Raw genomic sequence first — 21437 nt, forward strand, 5'->3', positions numbered from 1 at the left:
CGTTGGCTTTCCTCTCTTTTCATCGTATATTCATTTTAATTATTAAATATCGCCTCGTTGTGTTTGGAGCGTGAATGTACCTATTTGAAGGACTCAAGAAAAAAATCTCTGAATACCTAGCCCCCGATGACGTGGCGCTGGTTCAAAAAGCCTATGTAGTGGCCAGAGAAGCCCATGAGGGGCAGTTTCGCTCAAGTGGCGAACCTTATATCACCCATCCCGTTGAAGTAACGCAAATTCTCGCAAACATGAAGCTGGACCATGAAACCCTCATGGCTGCTCTCATGCATGATGTTATTGAAGACACAGACTTTTCCCAACAAGACTTGGCGGAAATTTTCGGTGAAACAGTCGCCGACTTAGTGGAAGGTGTCAGTAAACTCGACAAGCTCAGTTTTAAAGATAAAAAAGAATTCCAAGCGGAAAACTACCGCAAAATGATCATGGCGATGACGCAAGATATTCGTGTCATCCTCATCAAGCTTGCCGACAGAACACATAACATGCGTACGTTGGGTTCATTACGCCCTGAAAAACGCCGACGTATAGCCCGTGAAACTCTTGAGATCTTTGCCCCTATCGCCAACCGACTCGGTATTCATGACATCAAGAATGAGTTGGAAGATCTTGGTTTCCAAGCCCTTTACCCAATGCGTTATCGCGCGCTGAAATCAGAAGTAGCTAAAGCACGCGGTAACCGTAAAGAGGTGATCAGTAACATCCAAGGCGAAATTGAATCTCGCCTAAGAGAATCCGGTATTCAAGCGCAAGTGTCTGGTCGCGAAAAGCACTTGTACAGCATCTACCGTAAGATGCTAAATAAAGAGCTTATGTTCAATGAAGTGATGGACATCTACGCATTTCGCATTGTCGTCGACAGCATGGACACCTGCTACCGAGTACTCGGGGTGGCTCATAACCTCTACAAACCAATTGAAACGCGATTTAAAGATTACATAGCCGTACCAAAAACCAACGGCTATCAGTCGCTGCACACGTCACTCGTTGGCCCGCACGGTATCCCTGTTGAGATTCAAATCAGAACGCTCGATATGGATCACATGGCCGACAAAGGGGTTGCAGCGCACTGGATGTATAAGAAAGCCGGAGAGAATTCAGGTCATACTGCGCAGCAGCGTGCCCGCCAATGGATGCAATCGCTGCTTGAGTTACAACAAAGCGCTGGTTCTTCGTTTGAGTTCGTTGAGAACGTAAAAACTGACCTCTTCCCAGAAGAGATTTATGTCTTCACCCCGGATGGACGCATCATTGAATTACCTATGGGGGCAACGGCCGTTGACTTTGCCTATGCAGTTCACACCGACGTTGGTAACACCTGCGTGGGCGCGAGAGTAAACCGTAAACCACACCCATTGAGCAAAGCCTTAGACACAGGGCAAACAGTTGAAGTTATTACCAGCTCAGGGGCCCATCCAAATGCGACTTGGTTAAACTTCATCGTGACTGCCAAAGCGCGTTTGTGTGTGCGCAATTACCTTAAGAGCCAGCGCCATGAAGAGGCCTTGCAACTGGGGCGTCGTTTGTTAGATTCGTCACTTGGCGAGCACAAACTCGACGACATCAGCGATGAAAGCATTAGCCGCGTACTCGAAGAGCATCAAGTTAATACTGTGCTCGAATTACTTGTGGAAATCGGCTGTGGCAATATTATGAGCGTGTTAGTTGCAAAACGCCTGTTACAAGGTGATGCCGCCGATCTCGATAAGCTAACACAATCGACTAAAGCCGCTATCATCGGTACCGAAGGCATGTTGGTAAACTACTCTAAGTGCTGCCGACCTGTGCCTGGTGATGACATCGTCGCCTATGTAAGCCAAGGCAAAGGCCTAACCGTCCACCGTCATGAATGTAAAAACATTCGCGGTTGGCAAAACGAGTCATCAAAATACTTCGTCGTGAAGTGGGAAGATAACTCAGAGAAAGAATACATAGCTGCACTGCGTGTGGAAATTATTAACCACCAAGGTGCTCTTGCAAAACTAACGAGTTTAGTTGCCTCAACAGGGGCCAACATCGTTGAATTACAAACTGACGAAAAAGAAAGTAACCTTTACGTAATTGACCTGGGTATCACCGTGAAAGACAGAATTCACGTCGCTAATATTATGCGCCGCATACGAGTCATGCAGGATGTACAAAAGGTCTATCGTAAAAAATAAAGGAAGATCATGAACAAAATTATTATCTCTACCGATCAGGCTCCTTCAGCTATCGGTACGTATAACCAAGCTGTAAAAGTAGGTACTGCGGTATACCTTTCTGGCCAAATTCCACTCGTGCCGAGCACCATGGAAATGGTATCAGACGATTTTGCCGAGCAAACACATCAGGTATTCAAAAACCTCATTGCTGTTTGTGAAGCAGCCGGTGGTGAATTACAAGACATGGTAAAGGTAAATATTTTCCTTACTGACTTAAGTAATTTTACAACCGTAAATGAAATTATGAGCCAATACTTCAAAACCCCCTATCCAGCTCGCGCTGCTATCGGAGTAAAAGAACTACCAAAAGGCTCTCAAGTTGAGATTGACGGCATCATGGAATTGCCTTCAACCAACTAGCGTACCCAATAGGGGTAGTTTTAGCTACCCCACTCCCAAACACTTCCAATCTTCTTACAAATCTCATACAGTATTGCAACGCATATCTAAGTCGTGTGCTTGCAAGGAATTATTAGTGTTTAGATTAGCCCATAACGGCAACATACTGTTCAACATCACTCAAGACTCACCCGCTCCCCCAACAAAGGCGTTACTCTTAGAGGCTCTTCAAAACTCTGAGTTTGCAGGTTGCAAAGTCGATGACGAACAAATTGATAAATACTACAGTGGCAAGGAAACTGGCCCGACAATTGTTGTGGCTAAGAAAGTAGATGCAATTCTTGAAGTGACGGTGGCTGATGACAACATGTCAGCAGTCGGACGTTTAACCACAGCACAAGGCGGTAAAATGCTGAGCCTTCAAGATGGTAAAAAAGCCATCGTGGTTGCAGGTGTGCGTCGTGGATACCAGCAAGCACTCTTAGAAAAGTTACTCAAGCAGCAGCTTGAACTCCCACCTGGAAGTACAGTAAAAGGCACGCTCGCCAAAGGGCGATTACCAGTCGATGGCAAACCCAGCGAGCTGATTAAAGAAACACAGACGTTGCGAGACCGTGTAAACAAACCAACGCGTCGGGAAGACGGCACCGTCGATATGCGCGACTTTGGTAAGATGGCCAGCGTAAAACCCGGCGCTCTGCTAATGACGCAAAAACCCGCTACGCCTGGCATTGAAGGCTTTACCGTGACAGGCGATGTGCTCGAACCTAAAGCGGGTGAGCAAATAACATTGACCGCGGGTGAAGGCACGCAAATTAATCCTGAGAATCCATTGCAGCTCATAGCAACCGTAGTCGGTGTGCCAGTCGAAACAGGCAATGGCATGCGTGTTGACGATATTTTTACTATCGCCGAAGTGACCGTTAAAAGCGGACATATCGATTTCGATGGCTCAGTACTTATCACTCAAGGCGTCGCGCCCAACATGCGTGTGACAGCCAAAGGTGACATTAGCGTAATGGGCACGGTTGAATCAGCCATTTTGAACGCATCTGGCGATGTGGTCATTAAACAAGGGGCATTTGGTCACCCCAACCACCAAAATGAAAACCAAGATCTAACCTGTCAAATTACTGCAGGCGGGAACATTCATATTAGCCATGCGCAATACGCTTACCTTGAGGCGACCAATGTTTATGTTGACCGACAAGCAAGTCATTGCCAAATTAAAGCTATCGACAGTGTGATTGTCGGGCCACCCGATAAACCAAATGGCATTCTTTTCGGCGGAGAAATTGTTGATGCACTGCGTTTAGAAGCTGGCGAAATTGGCAGTGAATCGGGTGCCAAAATGAAAGTAAATCTTGTTTCTCGCGGTGCGGATATTACTGCCGACAATGACGAATGTGTCGCGCAACTATCGTATACCGATGAAAAACTACTGTCATTACAAGAAGCTCTCGAAAAAGCAGAAGCTGTGAAAGATGCTGAAAAGAAGAAACAGCTGATCGATAAAATCGGCCAGACGCAGCTAAGCCTCATTCAGCAAGCCGACGAATTGGAAACCAAACTCAGTTCATTGGAAAACACACTGAATAACCTTCTCTCTGGTGCAAATTTAGTTGCCCATAAGAAACTGAATCCTGGTGTTGAGATTAAAATCTTCGATAAATTACTGAAAACTGCTCGCCAATATCCACCTTGCACTGTGAAGTTAGAAAAGAGCAAGATTGAAGTGGAATTTAAAACCAGTTAACGCGTCTAAATAACCACAAAAAACGGCACCTTATCGGGTGCCGTTTGTGTTTAGGGAGTTTATAACAAGGCTTCTCGTTGTTTCACTTCGTGGGGCCACACTCCCACTTGTACCTGACCAATGTGCTTTTTCTGTAACAACAACATCGCTAATCGTGACTGCCCGATACCGCCACCGATGGTTTGTGGCAGCTCTTTGGCGAGCAATGCCTGATGCCATGGCATCTGTGCTTTGTGACTCTGGCTACTTAATTCTAATTGAGTCATAAGCGACTCAGGGCAGACTCTTATGCCCATTGATGAGATCTCAAACGCATCATCAAGTACCGAGTTCCATACTAAAATATCGCCATTCAAACCAGGCAAACCATCCTCACCTGTTGTCGACCAATCATCATAGTCTGGCGCACGCACATCATGACGTTGCCCATCAGCAAGTGCACCACCTATGCCGATTAAGAACACCGCCCCCAAACGTTTGCACACTTCGCGCTCTCGCTCTTTTGCACTTAACTCAGGATACGCTTGGCGCAACTTTTCAGCATGAATAAAGTGAATTTCTTGTGCAAGCCTTGGTTCAATACCAAATTGCTCACTCACGTAGGCTTCGGTGGCTTTAATTGCTCCATAAATTTGGCGAACCGTGTCTTTAAGCGATGCAAGGCTACGTTCGCTGCGCTCACAAATCACTTTTTCCCAATCCCACTGGTCAACATACACAGAGTGAATGGGGCTTAATCTGTCTTCATCTGGACGTAATGCTTTCATATTGGTGAATAAACCGCTGCCCACTTCAAAACCGTATTGCGCCAGTGTCTTACGTTTCCACTTCGCTAGTGAATGCACCACTTCATAGCGTTGATCTGGGATTGTTTTCACTTGCACTGAAACTGCTTTTTCATGGCCACTCAATTCATCCTGAGTACCGTCACCCACTTGTGCCAGTATCGGTGCTTGCACTTCAATTAAGTTCAATGCCTGTGACAATTGCTGTGAAAAAACCTGCTTAACGGCGCTTATCTGTCGCTGACTCTCAATATATTCTCTGCTCATGGCCCTCATTCCCATTGCTGCATTTGTTTTGTTGATAAAACAATACCTCACACGAGAAAACATTCAATACCATCTAACAGAAATAGCTTTACATAAAAATAAAAATCAATTTAACTTTAAAATATTAAATAAAATCTAATTTAATAAGGTTTTTGCCGTGACAAATTATCGATTCGACAATCTGGATAAATCCATACTTGGCGCCTTAATGGACAATGCCCGCACACCGTATGCGGAATTAGCAAAACAATTTGCTGTGAGTGCGGGAACGATTCATGTGCGCATTGAAAAAATGCGCCAAGCCGGTGTGATCACCGGCACCAAAGTCAGCGTAGACGCCAAGCGTTTGGGCTATGACGTCTGTTGTTTTATTGGGATAAACCTCAACAATGCGCGCGACTATCCACAAACATTGGAGTTACTGCGCGAATTAGATGAAGTCGTCGAGGCTTATTACACCACGGGCAACTACAGCATATTTATCAAGGTAATGGCACGCTCAATCGAGCACTTACAAGATGTACTTATCAATAAAATTCAGGCAATTGAAGCGATTCAGTCGACAGAAACACTGATCTCCTTACAAAACCCGATTAATCGGAGTGTGACCCCATAACAACATTCGCGTATAATCGCGGCACTTTTTTATTGCACTTTCCCATGGCCATGACTCAAAAGCGTTATCACCGAGTAAAACAGGTATTAGACAGACGACAGACAGATCTCACTGTGTGTCTTGATGAAGTACACAAGCACCATAATCTTTCCGCCATTGTGCGCACTGCTGATGCGGTGGGTTGTCATCATGTTCATGCTGTGTGGCCTAAAGAGCAGCGCCGTCTAACCAACAACACCTCGGGTGGCAGTAAAAACTGGGTTGATACGCATATGCATGATGACATCGACATTGCCGTCGCTGCAATCCGAGAGCAAATTCCTGGTGTGCAATTACTGGCAACCAATTTGTCTGATGAGGCCGTTGATTACCGCGACATCGACTACACCTTGCCAACGGCCTTTATCGTTGGTCAGGAACGTGAAGGGATCTCAGACAAAGCATTGGCACACGCAGATAAGCACATCGTTATTCCAATGCAGGGCATGGTTCAATCACTGAATGTATCCGTTGCAGCGGCTTTGATATTGTACGAAGCACAACGCCAACGTGAAGCCAAGGGCCTGTATGAGCGCAACATGCTAGATGAAGATGTTAAGCACACCCTCCTTTTTGAAGGGTGCCACCCAATTATTGCGCATCAATGCAAAGAAAAGGGCCTCGCTTACCCCGCACTCGATGACGAAGGTGAAATCATTGCTGATGAAGCATTTTGGGATGTATTGCGCTACAAACGCAAAAAGTAACCGTAACCGGTGAGTGCTGAGCAGGCAAACACACCCTAAACACTTGAAAGCAAACCCCTTCAATCAGTACACTTGAGTTAACACTGATTGAAGGATGCCACTGTTGCCGAGCCTGAACACATACCCTATCACCGACCTTAAAGGCGTTGGCCCGAAAATGGCTGAACGCTTGGCAAAGATTGGCATTAACACCGTTCAAGATATGCTGTTTCACCTACCTCTTCGCTACGAAGACAGAACGCGTATCGTCCCTATCAATGAATTGCTGCCCCACACCCACGTGTGTGTACAAGCAACCATAGAAAACGCTTCAATCACTTTCGGCCGCAAGCGCATGCTAATTTGTCAGCTCAATGACGGCAGTGGCAGAATTACCCTGCGCTTTTTCAACTTCTCTGCAGCACAAAAAAATGCCATGCAAACGGGCAAGATAATGCGCTGCTTTGGTGAAGTTCGCCGTGGCAAAGTCGGCTATGAAATGGCGCACCCTGAATACAGCATCAGTGATAGCTATGAAGAGCTGCCCGAGCAAAGTCATTTAAGTGCAATTTACCCAACCACCGAAGGGCTTAAGCAGCTCTCTATTCGTAATTTAGTGACCCAAGCGCTTGCCATTCTTAATCGCGCCCCTATAGAAGAACTCGTTCCCGATACTTACCGCCCCGCTGGTTGGGCACTCAATGACGCGATTCGCTTTATTCATGAGCCGCCTATTGACGCTGATATGGCCACACTTGAACTAGGTGAACATCCAGCCCAGCAACGTTTAGCTTTTGAGGAATTGTTAGCACATAACCTTAGCCTGTTAGCGCTGCGACAACGCGCACAGGATCACAACGCGGTGGCACTTGCCCCAACGCATGACATAGAGAGCGTTTTTCTTAACTCTTTAGGATTTAGCCCTACAAATGCCCAGCAACGCGTGGTCGCTGAGATTAAAACGGATATGCAGCAACCTTTGCCAATGATGCGCCTAGTGCAAGGCGATGTTGGCTCGGGTAAAACACTCGTCGCTGCGCTAAGTGCGCTGTGCGGTATTGCCGCCGGATACCAAGTTGCTTTGATGGCCCCGACCGAAATTCTCGCCGAGCAACATGCACTGAATTTCAGCCGCTGGTTTGAACCACTCGATATTAACGTAGTGATGCTTGGGGGAAAAACCAAAGGCAAAGCAAGAGAACAAGTGCTTGAGTCCATCGCCTGTGGTCAGGCGCAGATGATCATTGGCACCCATGCCCTATTCCAAGAACAAGTCGAATTTAAGAACCTTGTGCTTATCATCATCGATGAGCAGCATCGTTTTGGTGTGCACCAACGGCTGTCACTGCGAGAAAAAGGCCGTTTTGGCAATTGCTACCCGCATCAACTTGTTATGACGGCAACACCGATACCCCGTACCTTAGCCATGACTGCTTATGCCGATTTAGAAACCTCAGTGATTGATGAGCTTCCTCCGGGTCGTACTCCGGTCACCACCGTTGCTATCGCCGATACGCGCCGCGAGGAAGTTATCCAAAGAGTGTTCAATGCTGTTAAAGAGCAAGGCAGGCAGGTTTATTGGGTCTGTACTTTAATTGACGAGTCAGATGCGCTGCAATGCCAAGCGGCACAACTCACTTCAGAAGAGCTGGCCGAACGCTTACCTGAATTGCGCGTAGGGCTGGTCCACGGTCGTCTTAAAGCAGACGAAAAACAACAAGTAATGGAGCAATTCAAACAAGGAAATATTGATGTGTTGGTGGCCACCACTGTAATAGAAGTAGGTGTTGATGTGCCTAATGCCAGCCTCATTATTATCGAAAACCCTGAACGGCTCGGCCTAGCGCAATTGCATCAGCTGCGTGGTCGCGTTGGTCGCGGAGCCGCCGCCTCACATTGTGTATTACTTTACCACGCACCTCTGTCACATACCGCACAACTTAGGCTAGGTGTGCTGCGAGACAGTAACGATGGCTTTGTCATTGCCGAGCGCGACTTAGAAATTCGTGGCCCGGGTGAAGTATTGGGCACTAAACAAACTGGGATGGCAGATTTCAAGGTGGCTGATTTAGAAAGAGATAAAGCGATTATTGGTCAGCTTCGTCCAGTGGCAAAACGAATTCTAGTTGAACACCCACAACAAGCAAAAGCACTGTGTATTCGTTGGTTGGGCGACCGTTCCACCTACGCGCAGGCATAAAAAAAGCCCAACATTGTTGGGCTCCTTCATCACACGTATACAGTATTAGAACTTGTATTCGATACCTACACCTAGGTAGTCTTTATCGTCTTGTGCGTCATTGTCGAACTTAGTGTAGAAGCCAAACAGTTTAGTTGTTTTGCTGAACTTATAGTCTACACCAGCAGTGATGCCTGAACGGTCTTCACCACCGAAGTCCATTGTTTGGTACTGTGCTTTTAACACAGTTTTGTCGATAGCGTATGCAGCACTTACCATGAAGCCATCCGCATCTTCTCCACCTTCGGCTGGTTCTTGCGTTTGATACATTGCGCCTAACTTAACGCCAGCAAGTTTTGTTTGCACAGTTGCGCGAACGATGTCGTAGCCTTTCACGTCACTATCAGCAGCGATTGACGCAAATACTTTACTGTTTTTAAGACCAGAATCGCCGTATGTAAGCGCTACTGAATAACCGTCATCACCATCAACACTGTCTTCAGCGATGTATGTTGCAATCACTTGGAAGTCATTGAAGCTTTTTGATGAATAAGTAACTGTGTTACCTAGACGGTTTTCACCTTTGAAAATACTCTTAATATCACCTTCCAGGTCGCTGAATAAGTCAACTTTACCCTGAGATTGCTTTAGCGCTGTGTCGTTACGACCAACAACAACCTGACCAAAGTTACCTTTCAAACCAACATATTGGTTACGCGCAGTAATATTGTCACTGTCGCCTTTTGAATCAGCATCAGAAACATCTACTTGAAACTCAAGTTTGTAAACAACATCCAAGCTGTCAGTTAACTTCTCTGATCCTTTGAAGCCTAGACGAGAGGCGTTACTTTTGATTTCAGTGAATGAACCTTCACCTTCATCAGAAGACTGTGCAGTCACGTTTACTTTGCCATAGATGCTAGTGTCAGCAAGCGCGTTAAATGATAAGCCTGAAAGTACCGCTACTACTAAAGCAGAAGGAGCAAATTTCATAGTTGTTTCCTCAAAAAAATATCGCAACACATAATTTCAATGCGGGCAGTCTGCCAGCATTAAATTACAGAAATATGACAAGTGAAACTTAAAGTTCAATAAATCGTCATCTCACTGACAAGTAAGTGTCACACTAATGACTTATTCACTTTTATTTTCAGTCACTTCCTCGCCTAGCAATTGTAGCTGGTGTTGTAATTTTTCGATTAAATCTTTTTGCTCATTGTCTTTGTGAAAGGCAATAAATATGTCTCGAGAGGTCTGCGGGACCCCTTCAACTAAAAATAATTCACCTGAATCTAAGTATTGTTGTGCTTGAACACGCGGTACAAATGCACTGCCGCCACACTGTAAAATAAGCTCAAGTGCAATACGGCCTGTACTAGTACGAAAATACGGTGGCGCTGAGTTAGCAAAATTACGTGCATGCCATAACGAAAATGCGGTGCCCCAATCGACGAAAACATACTGGTTATTAAAGAAGGTTTCGGCCGTTGCATCTGGGTAGCTAGATAAGGGAATGATATCTAAGGTGCAAATAGGTTCAACACACAGCTCATCGACTTTAGGTAAATCAAACAAGACGGCCAGATCAAGTGTACGCTCTAACAGTAAGCGCGTACTTTCTTGCTGGTTTTTGACCTCAGCGACTAATGAGATACCGGGCATCGCTGACACCACATGGGCGATACCAAACTGTAAAAAGGCATCCCAAATATTCGCGGTCCCACACAACGCTAACTGTCGACGCATATTATCCGCTAGCGCCACATCAAGTTTGGCACGCTGCACGCCAGTCACTATTAGCTTAGCGTGAGGCAGTAAACGTTCACCTGGCGGTGTGAGCTGGATATTGTTTCGTTGCCTGAGAAACAGATTAACGCCTAAGCTTTGCTCCAATTGGCGAATACGAAAGCTCACTGCAGATTGCGTAATATATAAGTTCTCAGCAGCACGGCCAAAATGGCGAGTGCGAGCCACTTCGATAAAGGTTTTAAGTAAATCGATATCCACTCGTCTTTATCCTCACGATAAAAATTTTTTGTTTAATAAAACTAAGTTTCTGTACCATACTCCAGCCGAAATCTCTTGTAAAAAGGAGTCTGCTATGACGGCCAATCAACTTGTCGAGTTACGCAAAGCGTTCCCGTGTGATCATAAGTTCTACAACGATGAAAAATTCCCAAGAGGCTTTAGCCGCAGTGGAAGTTTCACACTCCAAGAGTCTGAAATTATCGAGAATCATGGTCGCTTACTCAAAGCGTTACAAGAACAAACAATCGAACCAATTAACGACACTCAATCACATTTTGTTGCCGCTACGACTGGGCAGTCTACACCGATTAACCCAATCGAAAAAGCGTGGATAAAGTACCTTAAATTAACAACGAGTAAAGCACGATTCTTTACTTTATTTGGACGCAAGCGCAGCTATGATGCACCGGAAGTCGAAGTTGAGATTGACACTGACGACTTAGATTAAGAAATAGTCATCATTGACGACTTGCTAAAAAGTTAAATTAAGGGGTAATCTAAAACTAACAGTTGCTAAGCGATGCTGAGCCTATGCCACGGCGTTTACTTTTAGTTGAAGATACCCCTACGATTGCAAAATTACAGACCTTAATAGCGCAGCGCGCTGGCTACACCGTTGATCTTGCCGAGTCTCTTGCGCAGGCAAAAGTATTCTGTCAACAGGCAAATTATTACTGTGCGGTGGTCGATTATATACTCCCTGACGCCAGCAACGGTGAAGCTATCGACTTCATCATCTCCCAACACATCCCTTGCATTGTCATGACCGCACAACTCAATGATGAAGTGCACAGTCGTATCAATGAAAAACCAATCGTAGAATACATCACTAAAGAAAACCGCCAATCCTATCATTACCTTGAGAAGCGATTAGCAAGTTTACCGCGTAACGAAGAAACCACCGTACTCGTTGTCGACGACTCTCGCACAACGCGTGAATACCTGTCTAATTTGTTGAAACGCCAACGCTATCAAGTTGAAACAGCAGAAGATGGCGTCGATGCACTCAAAAAACTAGAGCTTAACAGCGATATTAAAATTATTGTAACTGATAGCGAAATGCCCAACATGAATGGCAATGAGTTGTGTGCTCACATTCGCGAGCGCTTCACCCCTGAAGAGAAAGTGATTATCGGTGTTTCTAGCTCATCAAACTCTCACTTAAGTAGCCGCTTCCTAAAAAATGGTGCCAATGACTATCTCAACAAGCCTTTCAATGAAGAAGAGTTTTACTGCCGCATTAATCAAAATATGGATTTACTGGAACAATTTCAAAAAGTCCACCAACAAGCTAATCATGACGATCTCACTAACCTTGCTAACCGCCGCCACTTCTTCAGAAGCGGACAAAAGTTTCTTAAGCATTGTGCAAAACACAAACGTAATATCTGTGTTGCCATGTTAGACATCGACCATTTTAAAGACATAAACGATCGTTTTGGCCATGATGGTGGTGATGAAGCACTCAAGCATTTTTCAGTGTTATTAAAAAAGCACTTTAATGAGCACTTTACTGCAAGAATGGGCGGTGAAGAGTTTGCTTTGGTGTTCAAGCACGGACGATACCAAGACGCTTATAAAAGCTTAATGGCATTTCGTGATGAGCTGCGTACGCGTGCGGTTAACTATTTATCTAACACATTTTCAATCAGTGTTTCGGTCGGGTTGATCGAGGCACATTGCTACGACCTCGATCGCTTACTTACTGCTGCAGATAAAGCAATGTACCAAGCCAAATCTCAAGGCCGTGACCAAATAGTTATGCGTCAACTTGACGACGACTAAAGCGCCATGAATCCCAAGTAAATATAACCAACGCAGTCCAAATACACGCAAACGTGATCACGCGCTCCATATCAAACGCTTCACCATATAGAAGCACAGCAAGCAAGAACATTAAACTTGGCCCAATGTATTGAAAAATGCCTATGGTACTGTACTGCAGACGTTTCGCTGCTGCTGTAAAACACAATAAAGGCAAGGTAGTCACAATACCGGCACTGACCAACAGCAAATTTAATTGCCATGTATTATCGCTCATGTTCGAGCTCATCGTGGGCGCGGAGAAATACCAATACAGCAAAGCAGCTGGCAATAAAATAACAGCTTCTAATAACAAACCAGGAAGAGACTCCACCGGCATTTTTTTGCGAATTAAGCCGTAAATAGCAAACGAGCCAGCCAATGCGAATGCCACAGTTGGGAAAGAACCAAAGCTAATAACTTGAATCAATACACCGCTGGCCGCCAGCGCCACTGCAAACATCTGCCACTTACGTAAGCGCTCATGTAAGAATGTCACCCCTAAGAGCACATTTAATAGCGGATTGATGTAATACCCCAAACTGGCATCTAGCATATGGTCATTATTCACTGCCCAAATAAACAAGCCCCAGTTAAACCCAAGAATTGAAGCACTTAACACCAATAAAATAAGGTATTTAGGCTTTGCGAGAATAAACTGCACCTTATGCCACTGTTTTAATATACCCACTATTACGGCAAGGAAAAGCACAGACCAAATCACACGATGAGTAAGAATTTCCAGTGCAGGGACTTCTAAAAGTTGTTTGAAGTAAATAGGGGCGACACCCCACATAACAAACGCCATAGCGGCAAACAACATGCCCTTTTTGGCTTGCGGATCAGACGACATAGAAACTATCACTTAGAGATAAAAAGCTATTTTATACCCAAAGCGTATGAAGAAGCGAGGTGTACTAAAAACGAATAATAGATAGGCTAACCGACTAGGTAAGTTCCGGTTCCAAACGCGAGTTGCACGCCTTGTTCGTTATGCAATTCCATTCTACAAACACACACTTTATTCCCTGAGCGTATCAATACTGCACTGGCACTAAATCGCTCTCCTTTACCTGGGCGTAAATAATCTGTGCGCAGATCTATAGTCCCTAGTGTGGCTAGTCGAGATTGTAAGGTGTGCGCTTCATTATCGGAGACTTTATCAACCACCGAGGCGGCAGCAAGTAATCCACCAACGGTATCCAGTAACGTGGAAATCACTCCACCATGAAGTATGCGCTGCTGTGGATTGCCAATCAGTTGCTCTTGCCACGGCATAGAAATTTTCGCAGCTTCACTGTTAAGTTCAGAGATACTAATTCCCAGCAGTTGATTAAAAGGCATATTCGCAAAGACATGCGCTAATTGATTATATGCGAGTGTTTTATCCATAACATCACCTTAAACTGGTATGAGCAGTTAATCCTAACGCGAGTCTAGTTTTTAAGCAAAGGTTGTTGTTTGCTCTTTCAGGGGCAGACAAGGATATTAAAAGCCTCTAAAATAGCCCGCCATGAGCAGTGTATCCGCATTATTTAACGAGCAAACACCAGAGCAGATCCTTGAGGATGTCTTTGGATATAGCCAATTCAGAGAGGGACAACAGCAGGTTATAAATGCCGTGCTGGGAGCCCAAGATGCGCTCGTTTTGATGCCAACAGGTGGCGGTAAATCACTTTGTTATCAAGTGCCTGCAATGATATTCAGTGGCGTTACCTTGGTAATTTCCCCACTCATTTCCTTGATGCAAGACCAAGTAGCACAGCTTAATACCCAAGGCGTCAAAGCAGCGTATATCAATAACTCTCTATCACGCGAAGAGCAGCAACTGGTTTATCAACAGCTCCATGATGGCGCGCTCAAGCTTTTGTATGTAGCACCAGAAAAAGCACTGCAATATGAGTTTTTAGAGCGCCTAACCTATATTCAACTTAGTCTTATTGCCGTGGATGAAGCGCACTGCGTTTCGCATTGGGGTCATGACTTCCGTCCCCATTACTTTCGCTTAAGTGAACTAAAGCAGCGCTTTGCTCACGTACCTATGATGGCTCTCACGGCAACCGCTGACAGCGCTACTCGCGTCGATATCGTTAATCAACTAGGTTTGCGCTCTCCCTACGTGCATATTGGCAGCTTCGATAGACCAAATATCCGCTATACATTAGAGGAAAAATTCAAGCCGTTCGCTCAGTTACTGCGTTACTTGCGTGGTCAAAGTGGTCAAAGCGGGATTATTTACTGCACCAGTCGCAAGCGAGTGGATGATCTCGCGCAAAAGCTGAGTGAGTCAGGTTTCAACGTTGCTGGCTATCATGCAGGGATGAGCAATGAGTCACGGCATTTTGTGCACAATGCATTTGCTAAAGATGACATCCAAATTGTTGTGGCGACGGTTGCTTTCGGTATGGGCATTAATAAGCTCAATGTACGATTTGTTGTGCACTACGACATTCCCAAAAATATCGAGTCATATTACCAAGAAACGGGTCGTGCAGGCCGAGATGGCTTAGCGGCAGAAGCCATCATGTATTTTGATCCCGCAGATGTGCCCCGAGTACGACGCTTTTTTGAAGATATTGAAGACGAACAACGGCGACTTGTCGAAGAGCAACGTTTTAATGCCATGGCTAACTTTGCCCAAGCACAAACTTGCCGCCGCCAAATTCTGCTCAATTACTTTAGCGAATACCAGCGTGAAGCCTGTGGCAACTGCGATATCTGTTTGAATCCACCGCAACAATTCGATGGTACTACCGTGGCTCAGCAAGCGCTGTCTTGTGTCTATCGTGCAGGCCAGCGTTTTGGCTTGGGTTATATAGTGGAAGTACTACGAGGCGCCAATACCCAACGTATTCGTGATATGGACCATCACAATTTGAGTACCTACGGCATCGGCAAGGAGCACAGCAGTGAATTTTGGTTGAGTATTCTGCGCCAACTGGTGCACCAAGGGTTATTGCATCAAGATATTACACTTGGTTCAGTACTGCGTCTCACTGAAGCGGCGCGCCCAGTGTTAAAAGGTGAATACCAATTGCAGTTAGCCGAGCCACGCTTACAAGCAAAACATGTATACCAAGACAAGCTGGCGCAATTTAATTATGACAAAAAGCTGTTTGCAAAACTGCGGGCACTGCGCAAGCAATTAGCAGACGAAGATGATGTGCCACCCTACGTGGTGTTCAATGACAAAACCTTGGCTGAAATGGCACAATTGATGCCTACCAACGACACTGAGTTCTTAAAAGTCTCAGGTGTTGGATTCACAAAACTCAGTAAATACGGTGGTGCCTTTATGACACTCATTCGTAACTATTTATCTGCGGAATAGTCGGTAGCTTCTAATTCCTGCTCATGAGGCTCGCCATAATAATCGGCAAGCTGTTCGATTTGTTGCTCAGTAAGCGAAGAAGCAATCGCTGACATAATGGCATGACGGCGTTTGCGCGTTTTGTAGTCCTGCAACTGTTGCAATAAATAGGCGCGGTGTTGCCCTTTTAAGTTCGGTGTTTTTGCCGCACTGGCAATACCATCAAGCCCATGACACCCTTGGCAGCGTTTCACTAACTGCTCTGCTGCGGCACAAGGTAATGCCAATATCAAAACCATGAAGTAACTATATTTCATATACATAGAGAGAATTAATGTGACTACACTAAGTCTAGACCGAGAATTCCAAGTGATCATCATCAGCCCAGATATTGTCCCTGATGCCGATGAATTTGATTTTTGGGGTCACATTTTTTTGCACAAAGATGAAGTGACTATCGGCGAGTTTGAGCAAGGTGCGGATCGTCATCTACTCCGCTTCACTTACGAGCAGTGCCCATTTGAGCTGCACTTTGAGCATTATGGCGATAACATTTGGATAGCCCCGACTGGCGTGGAGTCGCAAAACCTTCTTGAAAAATTAACACACTATTTAAGCGCAAGTTAACTCATAGTACAGTAGACTTTAAGAAACAAAGCTAATTTAAATAGTGAGTTGAATGAAGCAATTGGTTGTAATTGTAGGCATTTTAACGGCTGCATGGGGGCAAGCTAACGCGACGGGTAGCGGTTGCATAAATGAGCCTGTCAATCTTACAAACCAATCTCTTTTATCACGCCAACTCGCCGATACACTCCCCTTACCTGAAGCCGACAGTCATAGTGTTGTGCGCTCTATTCACTTCGTTAAAAACAACATTTTTGATACTGAAAAGCCAGAAGAGAATAACTGGTTGTTCCGCCTTGCAAATGACATCCACATCACCACGCAAACAAGTGTGCTCGAAAATATTCTTCTATTCAAAGAGGGCGATACCTATTCACCCGAGCTCTTAAGGGAATCTGAGCGCATCCTACGTAATGAAGAATATTTGTACGATGTGCGCATCTACGCGCAAAAGTACTGTGATGGCAGTGTTGACGTTACGGTTGAAACAAAAGAACTTTGGACCTTATTACCCGAGGTGAGTTTTAGTCGCAGTGGCGGCGAAAACCGCTCCACCATCGGCTTTAGAGACAGTAATTTTCTTGGTTGGGGTAAACGTATCTCCATCGCCCGCACCAATGACGGTGAACGCAGCGGCTACGAGCTCATCTACGCCGATCCTAATGTTTTTGGTAGTCGTTATCAAAGCCGCATTGAATATGCTGATAACGATGATGGTAAACGCCATTGGGTGTCCCTACGTTATCCATTTTACTCTCTGGCCACTCCACACAGTTACGGAATAGCCAATGGCAGTAACCGTCGCAGTGAGAAGCTATACGCCAATGGTGAAGAGATCAGCGAGTTTTCTCAGCACACCTCAACAGGCGATATTTACTATGGCATGGCGAGTTCGCCGGCTAACAATTGGACTCAACGTATTTTATTTGGTTATCGCTATCACAAAGAGCGTTTCTACGAACGTTATGATACTTTTTTGCCATTGGCAGAAAATCGCACTCTCTCGTACCCTTATGTCAGCGTCAATTGGCTTCAGGATGAATATGTCAAAGTACACAATATAGATTCCATAACCCGCACAGAAGACCTTAACCTCGGCTGGCAAATAAACACCTTATTTGGCTACTCACCAGAATCTCTGAGTGACGATGAAAGCCGCTATGTACTCAAACTCAATGTTAACCGCAGTCATTACATCAGTCAGCAAAGTTTATGGCGTTGGTCGGTGGGTATTCAAGGCACGCTGATAGAAGATGGTATGAAGGCAGAAAACCTGTTTTTTCGCAGTCATGGCGAATATTTCTATAATAGTGATGATGCGCAATCTTGGTATGTCAAAATGCAATTTGATGCCGCGGAGGGATTAACGGCAGATCAGCAACTTACTTTGGGCGGCGAAACAGGTTTACGTGGCTACCCTCATCACTATCAACAAGGTGACCGCTTAGGATTATTTAGCGTTGAGAAGCGTTACTATTGGGAATATAACTTGTGGCAACTTTTTAGGGTGGGTGGCGCCGCATTTTATGATGCCGGTCAGGCGTGGCAACACAACAATAATACCAGTCACTTTAGCCATAATGTGGGGATTGGCTTGCGTTTAGCTCCAAGCCGTGCAAATGCAGGGACTGTAATTCACATTGATGTCGCCCGACCGTTAAATCGTCCTTATGACGTTGACCCATTACAATGGCTAGTAACCGTTAAAAAATCGTTCTGAACTAGTTGGTTGAGCGCTTTTTACATGGTATATAGCAACTTCTATTACAACTTATTTTGATACAGGAATATCGGTGTCACTACTGGATTTAGTTACACAAAATTATAAATGGGTGGTTACGCTCACAGTCATCCTTTTGTTTCCGCTGTTAGTGCGTTTACAAATTAAAATTTTTAATAAAACGGTTCGAGGTCGTGTTGATCCACACCGAAAACAACGTGCTCAGTTTCTTCTAAAAGTCTTACTCGCATTCGTTCTATTGTGCTTATTATTGGTATTTTGGGGCATTGAATTACGTGGCCTTTTGGTCATCGGTTCGAGTCTATTTGCTATGCTTGGCGTGGCGTTATTCGCGGGTTGGTCACTGCTTTCCAACTTAACTTCATTTTTACTGATGTTTGTGCAAAACGACTGCCGTGTGGGCTATTGGGTCAAGGTTATTGACGGTGCGAATTTTGTCGAAGGGCGTATCGTTGAGATGGGCTTCATGAATGTGGTACTGGAACACGTAGATGGTCACAAAGTACTCTACCCGAACAACTTGTTCGTGACTCGCCCAGTAATGGTTTTGAACAAACCACCAATGAAGGCGAAACCGATACGAAAAATTATCGGCCCAAAAAAATAAGCGCTTAATGCGCTTATTTTTTTATGTAAGATTACGGCTAGTTGTTGAGCTCAGCCGTTTTAACTTCATCTTCAATATCACTGATCTCTTCGATAAAGTTTCCGAGTTGTTGTTCCACTATCGAGTTCGCATGCGCAAAATACGCAAGGTGGAATACGGCATCCCCTTCATTAACCAAAGGCAATGTTTGCTGACCAATTACGATGCCGCTGCGCGGTGCAAGAATACTGCACTCTGTATCACCTAAAGGGCTATTGATGTAAGCCAATACCTGCCCTTTACTGACACGCTCACCCAAAGACACTTGTGCACGGATAATGCCATCTATATCAGCACGAATCCAACTCGTTGCCGATGCTATAACCGGCTCCGGCTGTTTACGCACTCGCTTACCACGCATCATACGCAACTTACGCATCACGTTCTCGACCCCTTGCACACCTGCAGCAATGGCGATTGGGTCAAAACGTAGCGCTTCACCCGCTTCATAGGTGATTACGGGAATACCATGCGCAGCCGCTTCAGAACGTAATGAACCATTGCGTAATGAGGCATTGATCACCGCTGGTGTGCCAAAGGCATTGGCCATTTTGGCCGTTTCATCGCTACTGAGGTCAGCGCGAATTTGCGGTAAATTAGTGCGGTGAATTGCCCCCGTGTGTAAATCAATAATGTGGCTACACAACACAGCAACTTCATTAAAGAAAGTGTGCGCCATACGTCCAGCGACAGAACCTCGCATTGAGCCAGGAAAACTACGATTCAAATCTCGTCTATCAGGTAGGTAGCGTGATTTATGAATAAAACCAAACACATTCACTACCGGCACAGCAATTAAGGTGCCACGCATTTTATTAGGATCAACCTTCGCGAGAGTTTGGCGTATGATTTCAACGCCGTTTAGTTCATCCCCATGAATTGCTGCGCACACCAGAAGGGTCGGTCCGGGTTCGATACCATTTACCACCTCCATATTAATTGTCAGTGGCGAATGGGTATAAAGCTTAGCCGCTTCTAATTCAAATGTACGTCTTTCTCCCGGAGCCACCTGCTCCGAGAGTATTGTAAAGGTATTCGTTTTCTTAGCCCTTGCCACGGGTGCGTGTCCTTTTGGCTTTAGCATTCTTCTCAATAAACTGAATAATCATACTGGCAATATCTTTGCCCGTTGCCACTTCAATCCCTTCTAAGCCTGGCGAAGAGTTTACTTCCATAACTAAAGGTCCACGCTCTGAGCGAAGTAAATCTACACCCGCTACATTGAGACCCATTGCTTTGGCTGCCGCCACAGCTGTTTTGCGCTCTTCTGGAGTAATACGAACAAGGCTCGCACTGCCACCACGGTGAAGGTTTGAACGGAACTCACCTTCCTGAGCTTGGCGTTTCATCGCTGCAATTACCTTGTCGCCAATTACGAAGCAACGAATATCCGCCCCGCCCGCTTCCTTGATGTATTCTTGCACCATGATGTTGGCCTTCAAGCCCATAAATGCTTCGATAACACTCTCTGCCGCTTTGCGCGTTTCTGCAAGTACCACACCTATGCCTTGTGTGCCTTCGAGTAGTTTAATAACTACCGGCGCACCACCTACCATTTCCAGTAAGTCTTTAACGTCATCCGGCTTAGATGCAAAACCTGTTACTGGCATGCCCACGCCTTTGCGAGAAAGCAGCTGTAATGAACGTAATTTATCGCGTGAACGTGTGATAGCTACAGATTCATTAACTGGGTATACACCCATCATCTCAAACTGACGCAGTACCGAACACCCATAAAAAGTAACAGAGGCGCCAATGCGCGGAATGATGGCGTTAAATTCTTCGAGCTTCTCACCCTTAAAGTGGATCTCTGGCTCCTCAGAATTAATATTCATGTAACAGCGTAACGCATCTAACACCTGAACTTCATGGCCGCGTTGCTCGGCGGCTTCAATTAGGCGGCGTGTCGAATATAAATTTCGGTTACGCGATAAAATACCAATTTTCATAGTTATCCTTTTAACTTTGTTTGGTGTGAGAGTTCAGGGTCTACGATAATACGCCCAGCCATTGCTGTGCGACCGAGCAACATCCTAAATTTCATGGTATCTCGATTAGTCAGTGTTGCTTCGATGGGCCACTGTTGACCATGGATAGTCAAGGTTGTCTCAATAACGTAGCGCATCTCACTGTGACCACCTGAATCTGTCACTGTACGCTCATCTTTTACTTTTGCAGTGCACTGGATCTCGGTTTCAACATCATCCTGATTTGGGTGTACCCAAAATCTTACCCACTTTTCGCCTTCTTGCATATAAGGTTCTACCTTAAATGCGTGAATACATGACGTTCTAGCACCTGTATCTACTTTCGCCTTGATTTGCTCAATGCCTAAATCAGGCAACGCGAGCCACTCACGCCAACCTACTAGTATTTTCTTGTCCATAACGGCT

The 21437-nt window shown here is 45.3% G+C and carries 21 protein-coding genes; 12 read left to right on the forward strand and 9 right to left on the reverse strand.

The window, feature by feature from the left end:
* The first annotated feature begins 74 nt into the window (after positions 1-74).
* The 3 genes from spoT to ACH19P_RS14490 all read left to right on the forward strand — a co-directional run bounded on the left by spoT (position 75) and on the right by ACH19P_RS14490 (position 4317).
* A complete protein-coding gene (gene spoT, locus ACH19P_RS14480; protein ID WP_462159227.1) occupies positions 75-2180 on the forward strand; it encodes a bifunctional GTP diphosphokinase/guanosine-3',5'-bis pyrophosphate 3'-pyrophosphohydrolase in 2106 nt (701 codons plus the stop codon).
* A 9-nt stretch (positions 2181-2189) separates the two neighbouring features.
* On the forward strand, positions 2190-2582 hold the full coding sequence (locus ACH19P_RS14485; RefSeq protein WP_462159228.1) for a RidA family protein: 393 nt from the start codon (positions 2190-2192) through the stop codon (positions 2580-2582).
* 115 nt (positions 2583-2697) lie between these two features.
* Complete coding sequence (locus ACH19P_RS14490; RefSeq protein WP_462159229.1) at positions 2698-4317, forward strand: DUF342 domain-containing protein; 1620 nt, start codon at positions 2698-2700, stop codon at positions 4315-4317.
* A 59-nt stretch (positions 4318-4376) separates the two neighbouring features.
* Here ACH19P_RS14490 and asnA read toward each other — a convergent pair whose 3' ends face one another.
* Positions 4377-5369 (reverse strand): aspartate--ammonia ligase, encoded by a 993-nt coding sequence (gene asnA, locus ACH19P_RS14495; protein ID WP_462159230.1) that lies wholly within the window; start codon positions 5367-5369, stop codon positions 4377-4379.
* 157 nt (positions 5370-5526) lie between these two features.
* On the opposite strand from asnA, the gene asnC reads away from it, so the two are divergent.
* The 3 genes from asnC (at position 5527) to recG (ending at position 8910) form a co-directional block, all read left to right on the forward strand.
* A complete protein-coding gene (gene asnC, locus ACH19P_RS14500) occupies positions 5527-5985 on the forward strand; it encodes a transcriptional regulator AsnC (RefSeq protein WP_462159231.1) in 459 nt (152 codons plus the stop codon).
* A 50-nt stretch (positions 5986-6035) separates the two neighbouring features.
* The gene (trmH, locus tag ACH19P_RS14505; RefSeq protein WP_462159368.1) at positions 6036-6731 is read left to right on the forward strand and encodes a tRNA (guanosine(18)-2'-O)-methyltransferase TrmH; all 696 of its coding nucleotides are present in this window, start codon (positions 6036-6038) and stop codon (positions 6729-6731) included.
* A 94-nt stretch (positions 6732-6825) separates the two neighbouring features.
* Complete coding sequence (recG, locus tag ACH19P_RS14510; RefSeq protein ID WP_462159232.1) at positions 6826-8910, forward strand: ATP-dependent DNA helicase RecG; 2085 nt, start codon at positions 6826-6828, stop codon at positions 8908-8910.
* Between the two features lie 45 nt (positions 8911-8955).
* On the opposite strand, the gene ACH19P_RS14515 is transcribed toward recG, so the two are convergent.
* Both ACH19P_RS14515 and ACH19P_RS14520 read right to left on the reverse strand, forming a co-directional pair.
* Positions 8956-9882 (reverse strand): porin, encoded by a 927-nt coding sequence (locus tag ACH19P_RS14515; RefSeq protein ID WP_462159233.1) that lies wholly within the window; start codon positions 9880-9882, stop codon positions 8956-8958.
* 141 nt (positions 9883-10023) lie between these two features.
* Entirely contained in the window at positions 10024-10896 is an 873-nt protein-coding gene (locus ACH19P_RS14520; protein WP_462159234.1) for a LysR family transcriptional regulator, read from the reverse strand.
* A gap of 94 nt (positions 10897-10990) precedes the next feature.
* Between ACH19P_RS14520 and ACH19P_RS14525 the strand changes: the two genes are divergently transcribed.
* Positions 10991-11365, forward strand: a complete 375-nt coding sequence (locus ACH19P_RS14525; RefSeq protein ID WP_462159235.1) for a MaoP family protein — start codon at positions 10991-10993, stop codon at positions 11363-11365.
* A gap of 83 nt (positions 11366-11448) precedes the next feature.
* Complete coding sequence (locus ACH19P_RS14530; RefSeq protein ID WP_462159236.1) at positions 11449-12702, forward strand: GGDEF domain-containing response regulator; 1254 nt, start codon at positions 11449-11451, stop codon at positions 12700-12702.
* Here ACH19P_RS14530 and rarD read toward each other — a convergent pair.
* Both rarD and ACH19P_RS14540 read right to left on the reverse strand, forming a co-directional pair.
* A complete protein-coding gene (gene rarD, locus ACH19P_RS14535) occupies positions 12677-13573 on the reverse strand; it encodes an EamA family transporter RarD (RefSeq protein ID WP_462159237.1) in 897 nt (298 codons plus the stop codon). The genes ACH19P_RS14530 and rarD overlap by 26 nt on opposite strands.
* A gap of 86 nt (positions 13574-13659) precedes the next feature.
* Complete coding sequence (locus ACH19P_RS14540; RefSeq protein WP_462159238.1) at positions 13660-14112, reverse strand: thioesterase family protein; 453 nt, start codon at positions 14110-14112, stop codon at positions 13660-13662.
* 121 nt (positions 14113-14233) lie between these two features.
* On the opposite strand from ACH19P_RS14540, the gene recQ reads away from it, so the two are divergent.
* Positions 14234-16051 (forward strand): DNA helicase RecQ, encoded by a 1818-nt coding sequence (gene recQ, locus ACH19P_RS14545; RefSeq protein WP_462159239.1) that lies wholly within the window; start codon positions 14234-14236, stop codon positions 16049-16051.
* Here recQ and ACH19P_RS14550 read toward each other — a convergent pair.
* A complete protein-coding gene (locus ACH19P_RS14550) occupies positions 16033-16329 on the reverse strand; it encodes a c-type cytochrome (protein ID WP_462159240.1) in 297 nt (98 codons plus the stop codon). The genes recQ and ACH19P_RS14550 overlap by 19 nt on opposite strands.
* A gap of 37 nt (positions 16330-16366) precedes the next feature.
* Here ACH19P_RS14550 and ACH19P_RS14555 point away from each other — a divergent pair, with 37 nt between their 5' ends.
* The 3 genes from ACH19P_RS14555 to ACH19P_RS14565 all read left to right on the forward strand — a co-directional run bounded on the left by ACH19P_RS14555 (position 16367) and on the right by ACH19P_RS14565 (position 19005).
* Complete coding sequence (locus tag ACH19P_RS14555) at positions 16367-16657, forward strand: DUF3630 family protein (RefSeq protein WP_462159242.1); 291 nt, start codon at positions 16367-16369, stop codon at positions 16655-16657.
* 52 nt (positions 16658-16709) lie between these two features.
* Positions 16710-18377 carry a POTRA domain-containing protein gene (locus ACH19P_RS14560; protein ID WP_462159243.1) on the forward strand — a complete coding sequence of 556 codons (1668 nt, stop codon included), beginning with the start codon at positions 16710-16712 and terminating at the stop codon, positions 18375-18377.
* Positions 18378-18450: 73 nt separating this feature from the next.
* Positions 18451-19005, forward strand: coding sequence for a mechanosensitive ion channel domain-containing protein (locus tag ACH19P_RS14565; protein WP_462159244.1), 555 nt, complete (start codon positions 18451-18453; stop codon positions 19003-19005).
* 37 nt (positions 19006-19042) lie between these two features.
* Here the strand turns inward: ACH19P_RS14565 and ACH19P_RS14570 are convergent, their stop codons facing one another.
* Genes ACH19P_RS14570 through ACH19P_RS14580 form a run of 3 tightly spaced genes read right to left on the reverse strand, consistent with a single transcriptional unit; the run spans position 19043 to position 21430 of the window.
* Complete coding sequence (locus ACH19P_RS14570; protein ID WP_462159245.1) at positions 19043-20128, reverse strand: succinylglutamate desuccinylase/aspartoacylase family protein; 1086 nt, start codon at positions 20126-20128, stop codon at positions 19043-19045.
* Positions 20088-20993 carry a 30S ribosomal protein S6--L-glutamate ligase gene (rimK, locus tag ACH19P_RS14575; protein ID WP_462159246.1) on the reverse strand — a complete coding sequence of 302 codons (906 nt, stop codon included), beginning with the start codon at positions 20991-20993 and terminating at the stop codon, positions 20088-20090. The genes ACH19P_RS14570 and rimK overlap by 41 nt, the downstream gene beginning before the upstream one ends.
* A 2-nt stretch (positions 20994-20995) precedes the next feature.
* The gene (locus ACH19P_RS14580; protein WP_462159247.1) at positions 20996-21430 is read right to left on the reverse strand and encodes an ATP-dependent zinc protease family protein; all 435 of its coding nucleotides are present in this window, start codon (positions 21428-21430) and stop codon (positions 20996-20998) included.
* Positions 21431-21437: the final 7 nt, after the last annotated feature.

It is taken from the genome of Pseudoalteromonas sp. GB56, assembly GCF_054923835.1.

Bases quoted from the DNA above. Each gene is read 5' to 3' on its own strand.
- spoT (WP_462159227.1), top strand. From the start codon at position 75: ATGTACCTATTTGAAGGACTCAAGAAAAAAATCTCTGAATACCTAGCC.
- ACH19P_RS14485 (WP_462159228.1), top strand. From the start codon at position 2,190: ATGAACAAAATTATTATCTCTACCGATCAGGCTCCTTCAGCTATCGGT.
- asnA (WP_462159230.1), bottom strand. From the start codon at position 5,369: ATGAGCAGAGAATATATTGAGAGTCAGCGACAGATAAGCGCCGTTAAG.
- trmH (WP_462159368.1), top strand. From the start codon at position 6,036: ATGACTCAAAAGCGTTATCACCGAGTAAAACAGGTATTAGACAGACGA.
- recG (WP_462159232.1), top strand. From the start codon at position 6,826: ATGCCACTGTTGCCGAGCCTGAACACATACCCTATCACCGACCTTAAA.
- ACH19P_RS14515 (WP_462159233.1), bottom strand. From the start codon at position 9,882: ATGAAATTTGCTCCTTCTGCTTTAGTAGTAGCGGTACTTTCAGGCTTA.
- ACH19P_RS14525 (WP_462159235.1), top strand. From the start codon at position 10,991: ATGACGGCCAATCAACTTGTCGAGTTACGCAAAGCGTTCCCGTGTGAT.
- ACH19P_RS14530 (WP_462159236.1), top strand. From the start codon at position 11,449: ATGCCACGGCGTTTACTTTTAGTTGAAGATACCCCTACGATTGCAAAA.
- rarD (WP_462159237.1), bottom strand. From the start codon at position 13,573: ATGTCGTCTGATCCGCAAGCCAAAAAGGGCATGTTGTTTGCCGCTATG.
- ACH19P_RS14540 (WP_462159238.1), bottom strand. From the start codon at position 14,112: ATGGATAAAACACTCGCATATAATCAATTAGCGCATGTCTTTGCGAAT.
- recQ (WP_462159239.1), top strand. From the start codon at position 14,234: ATGAGCAGTGTATCCGCATTATTTAACGAGCAAACACCAGAGCAGATC.
- ACH19P_RS14550 (WP_462159240.1), bottom strand. From the start codon at position 16,329: ATGGTTTTGATATTGGCATTACCTTGTGCCGCAGCAGAGCAGTTAGTG.
- ACH19P_RS14560 (WP_462159243.1), top strand. From the start codon at position 16,710: ATGAAGCAATTGGTTGTAATTGTAGGCATTTTAACGGCTGCATGGGGG.
- ACH19P_RS14570 (WP_462159245.1), bottom strand. From the start codon at position 20,128: ATGCTAAAGCCAAAAGGACACGCACCCGTGGCAAGGGCTAAGAAAACG.
- rimK (WP_462159246.1), bottom strand. From the start codon at position 20,993: ATGAAAATTGGTATTTTATCGCGTAACCGAAATTTATATTCGACACGC.
- ACH19P_RS14580 (WP_462159247.1), bottom strand. From the start codon at position 21,430: ATGGACAAGAAAATACTAGTAGGTTGGCGTGAGTGGCTCGCGTTGCCT.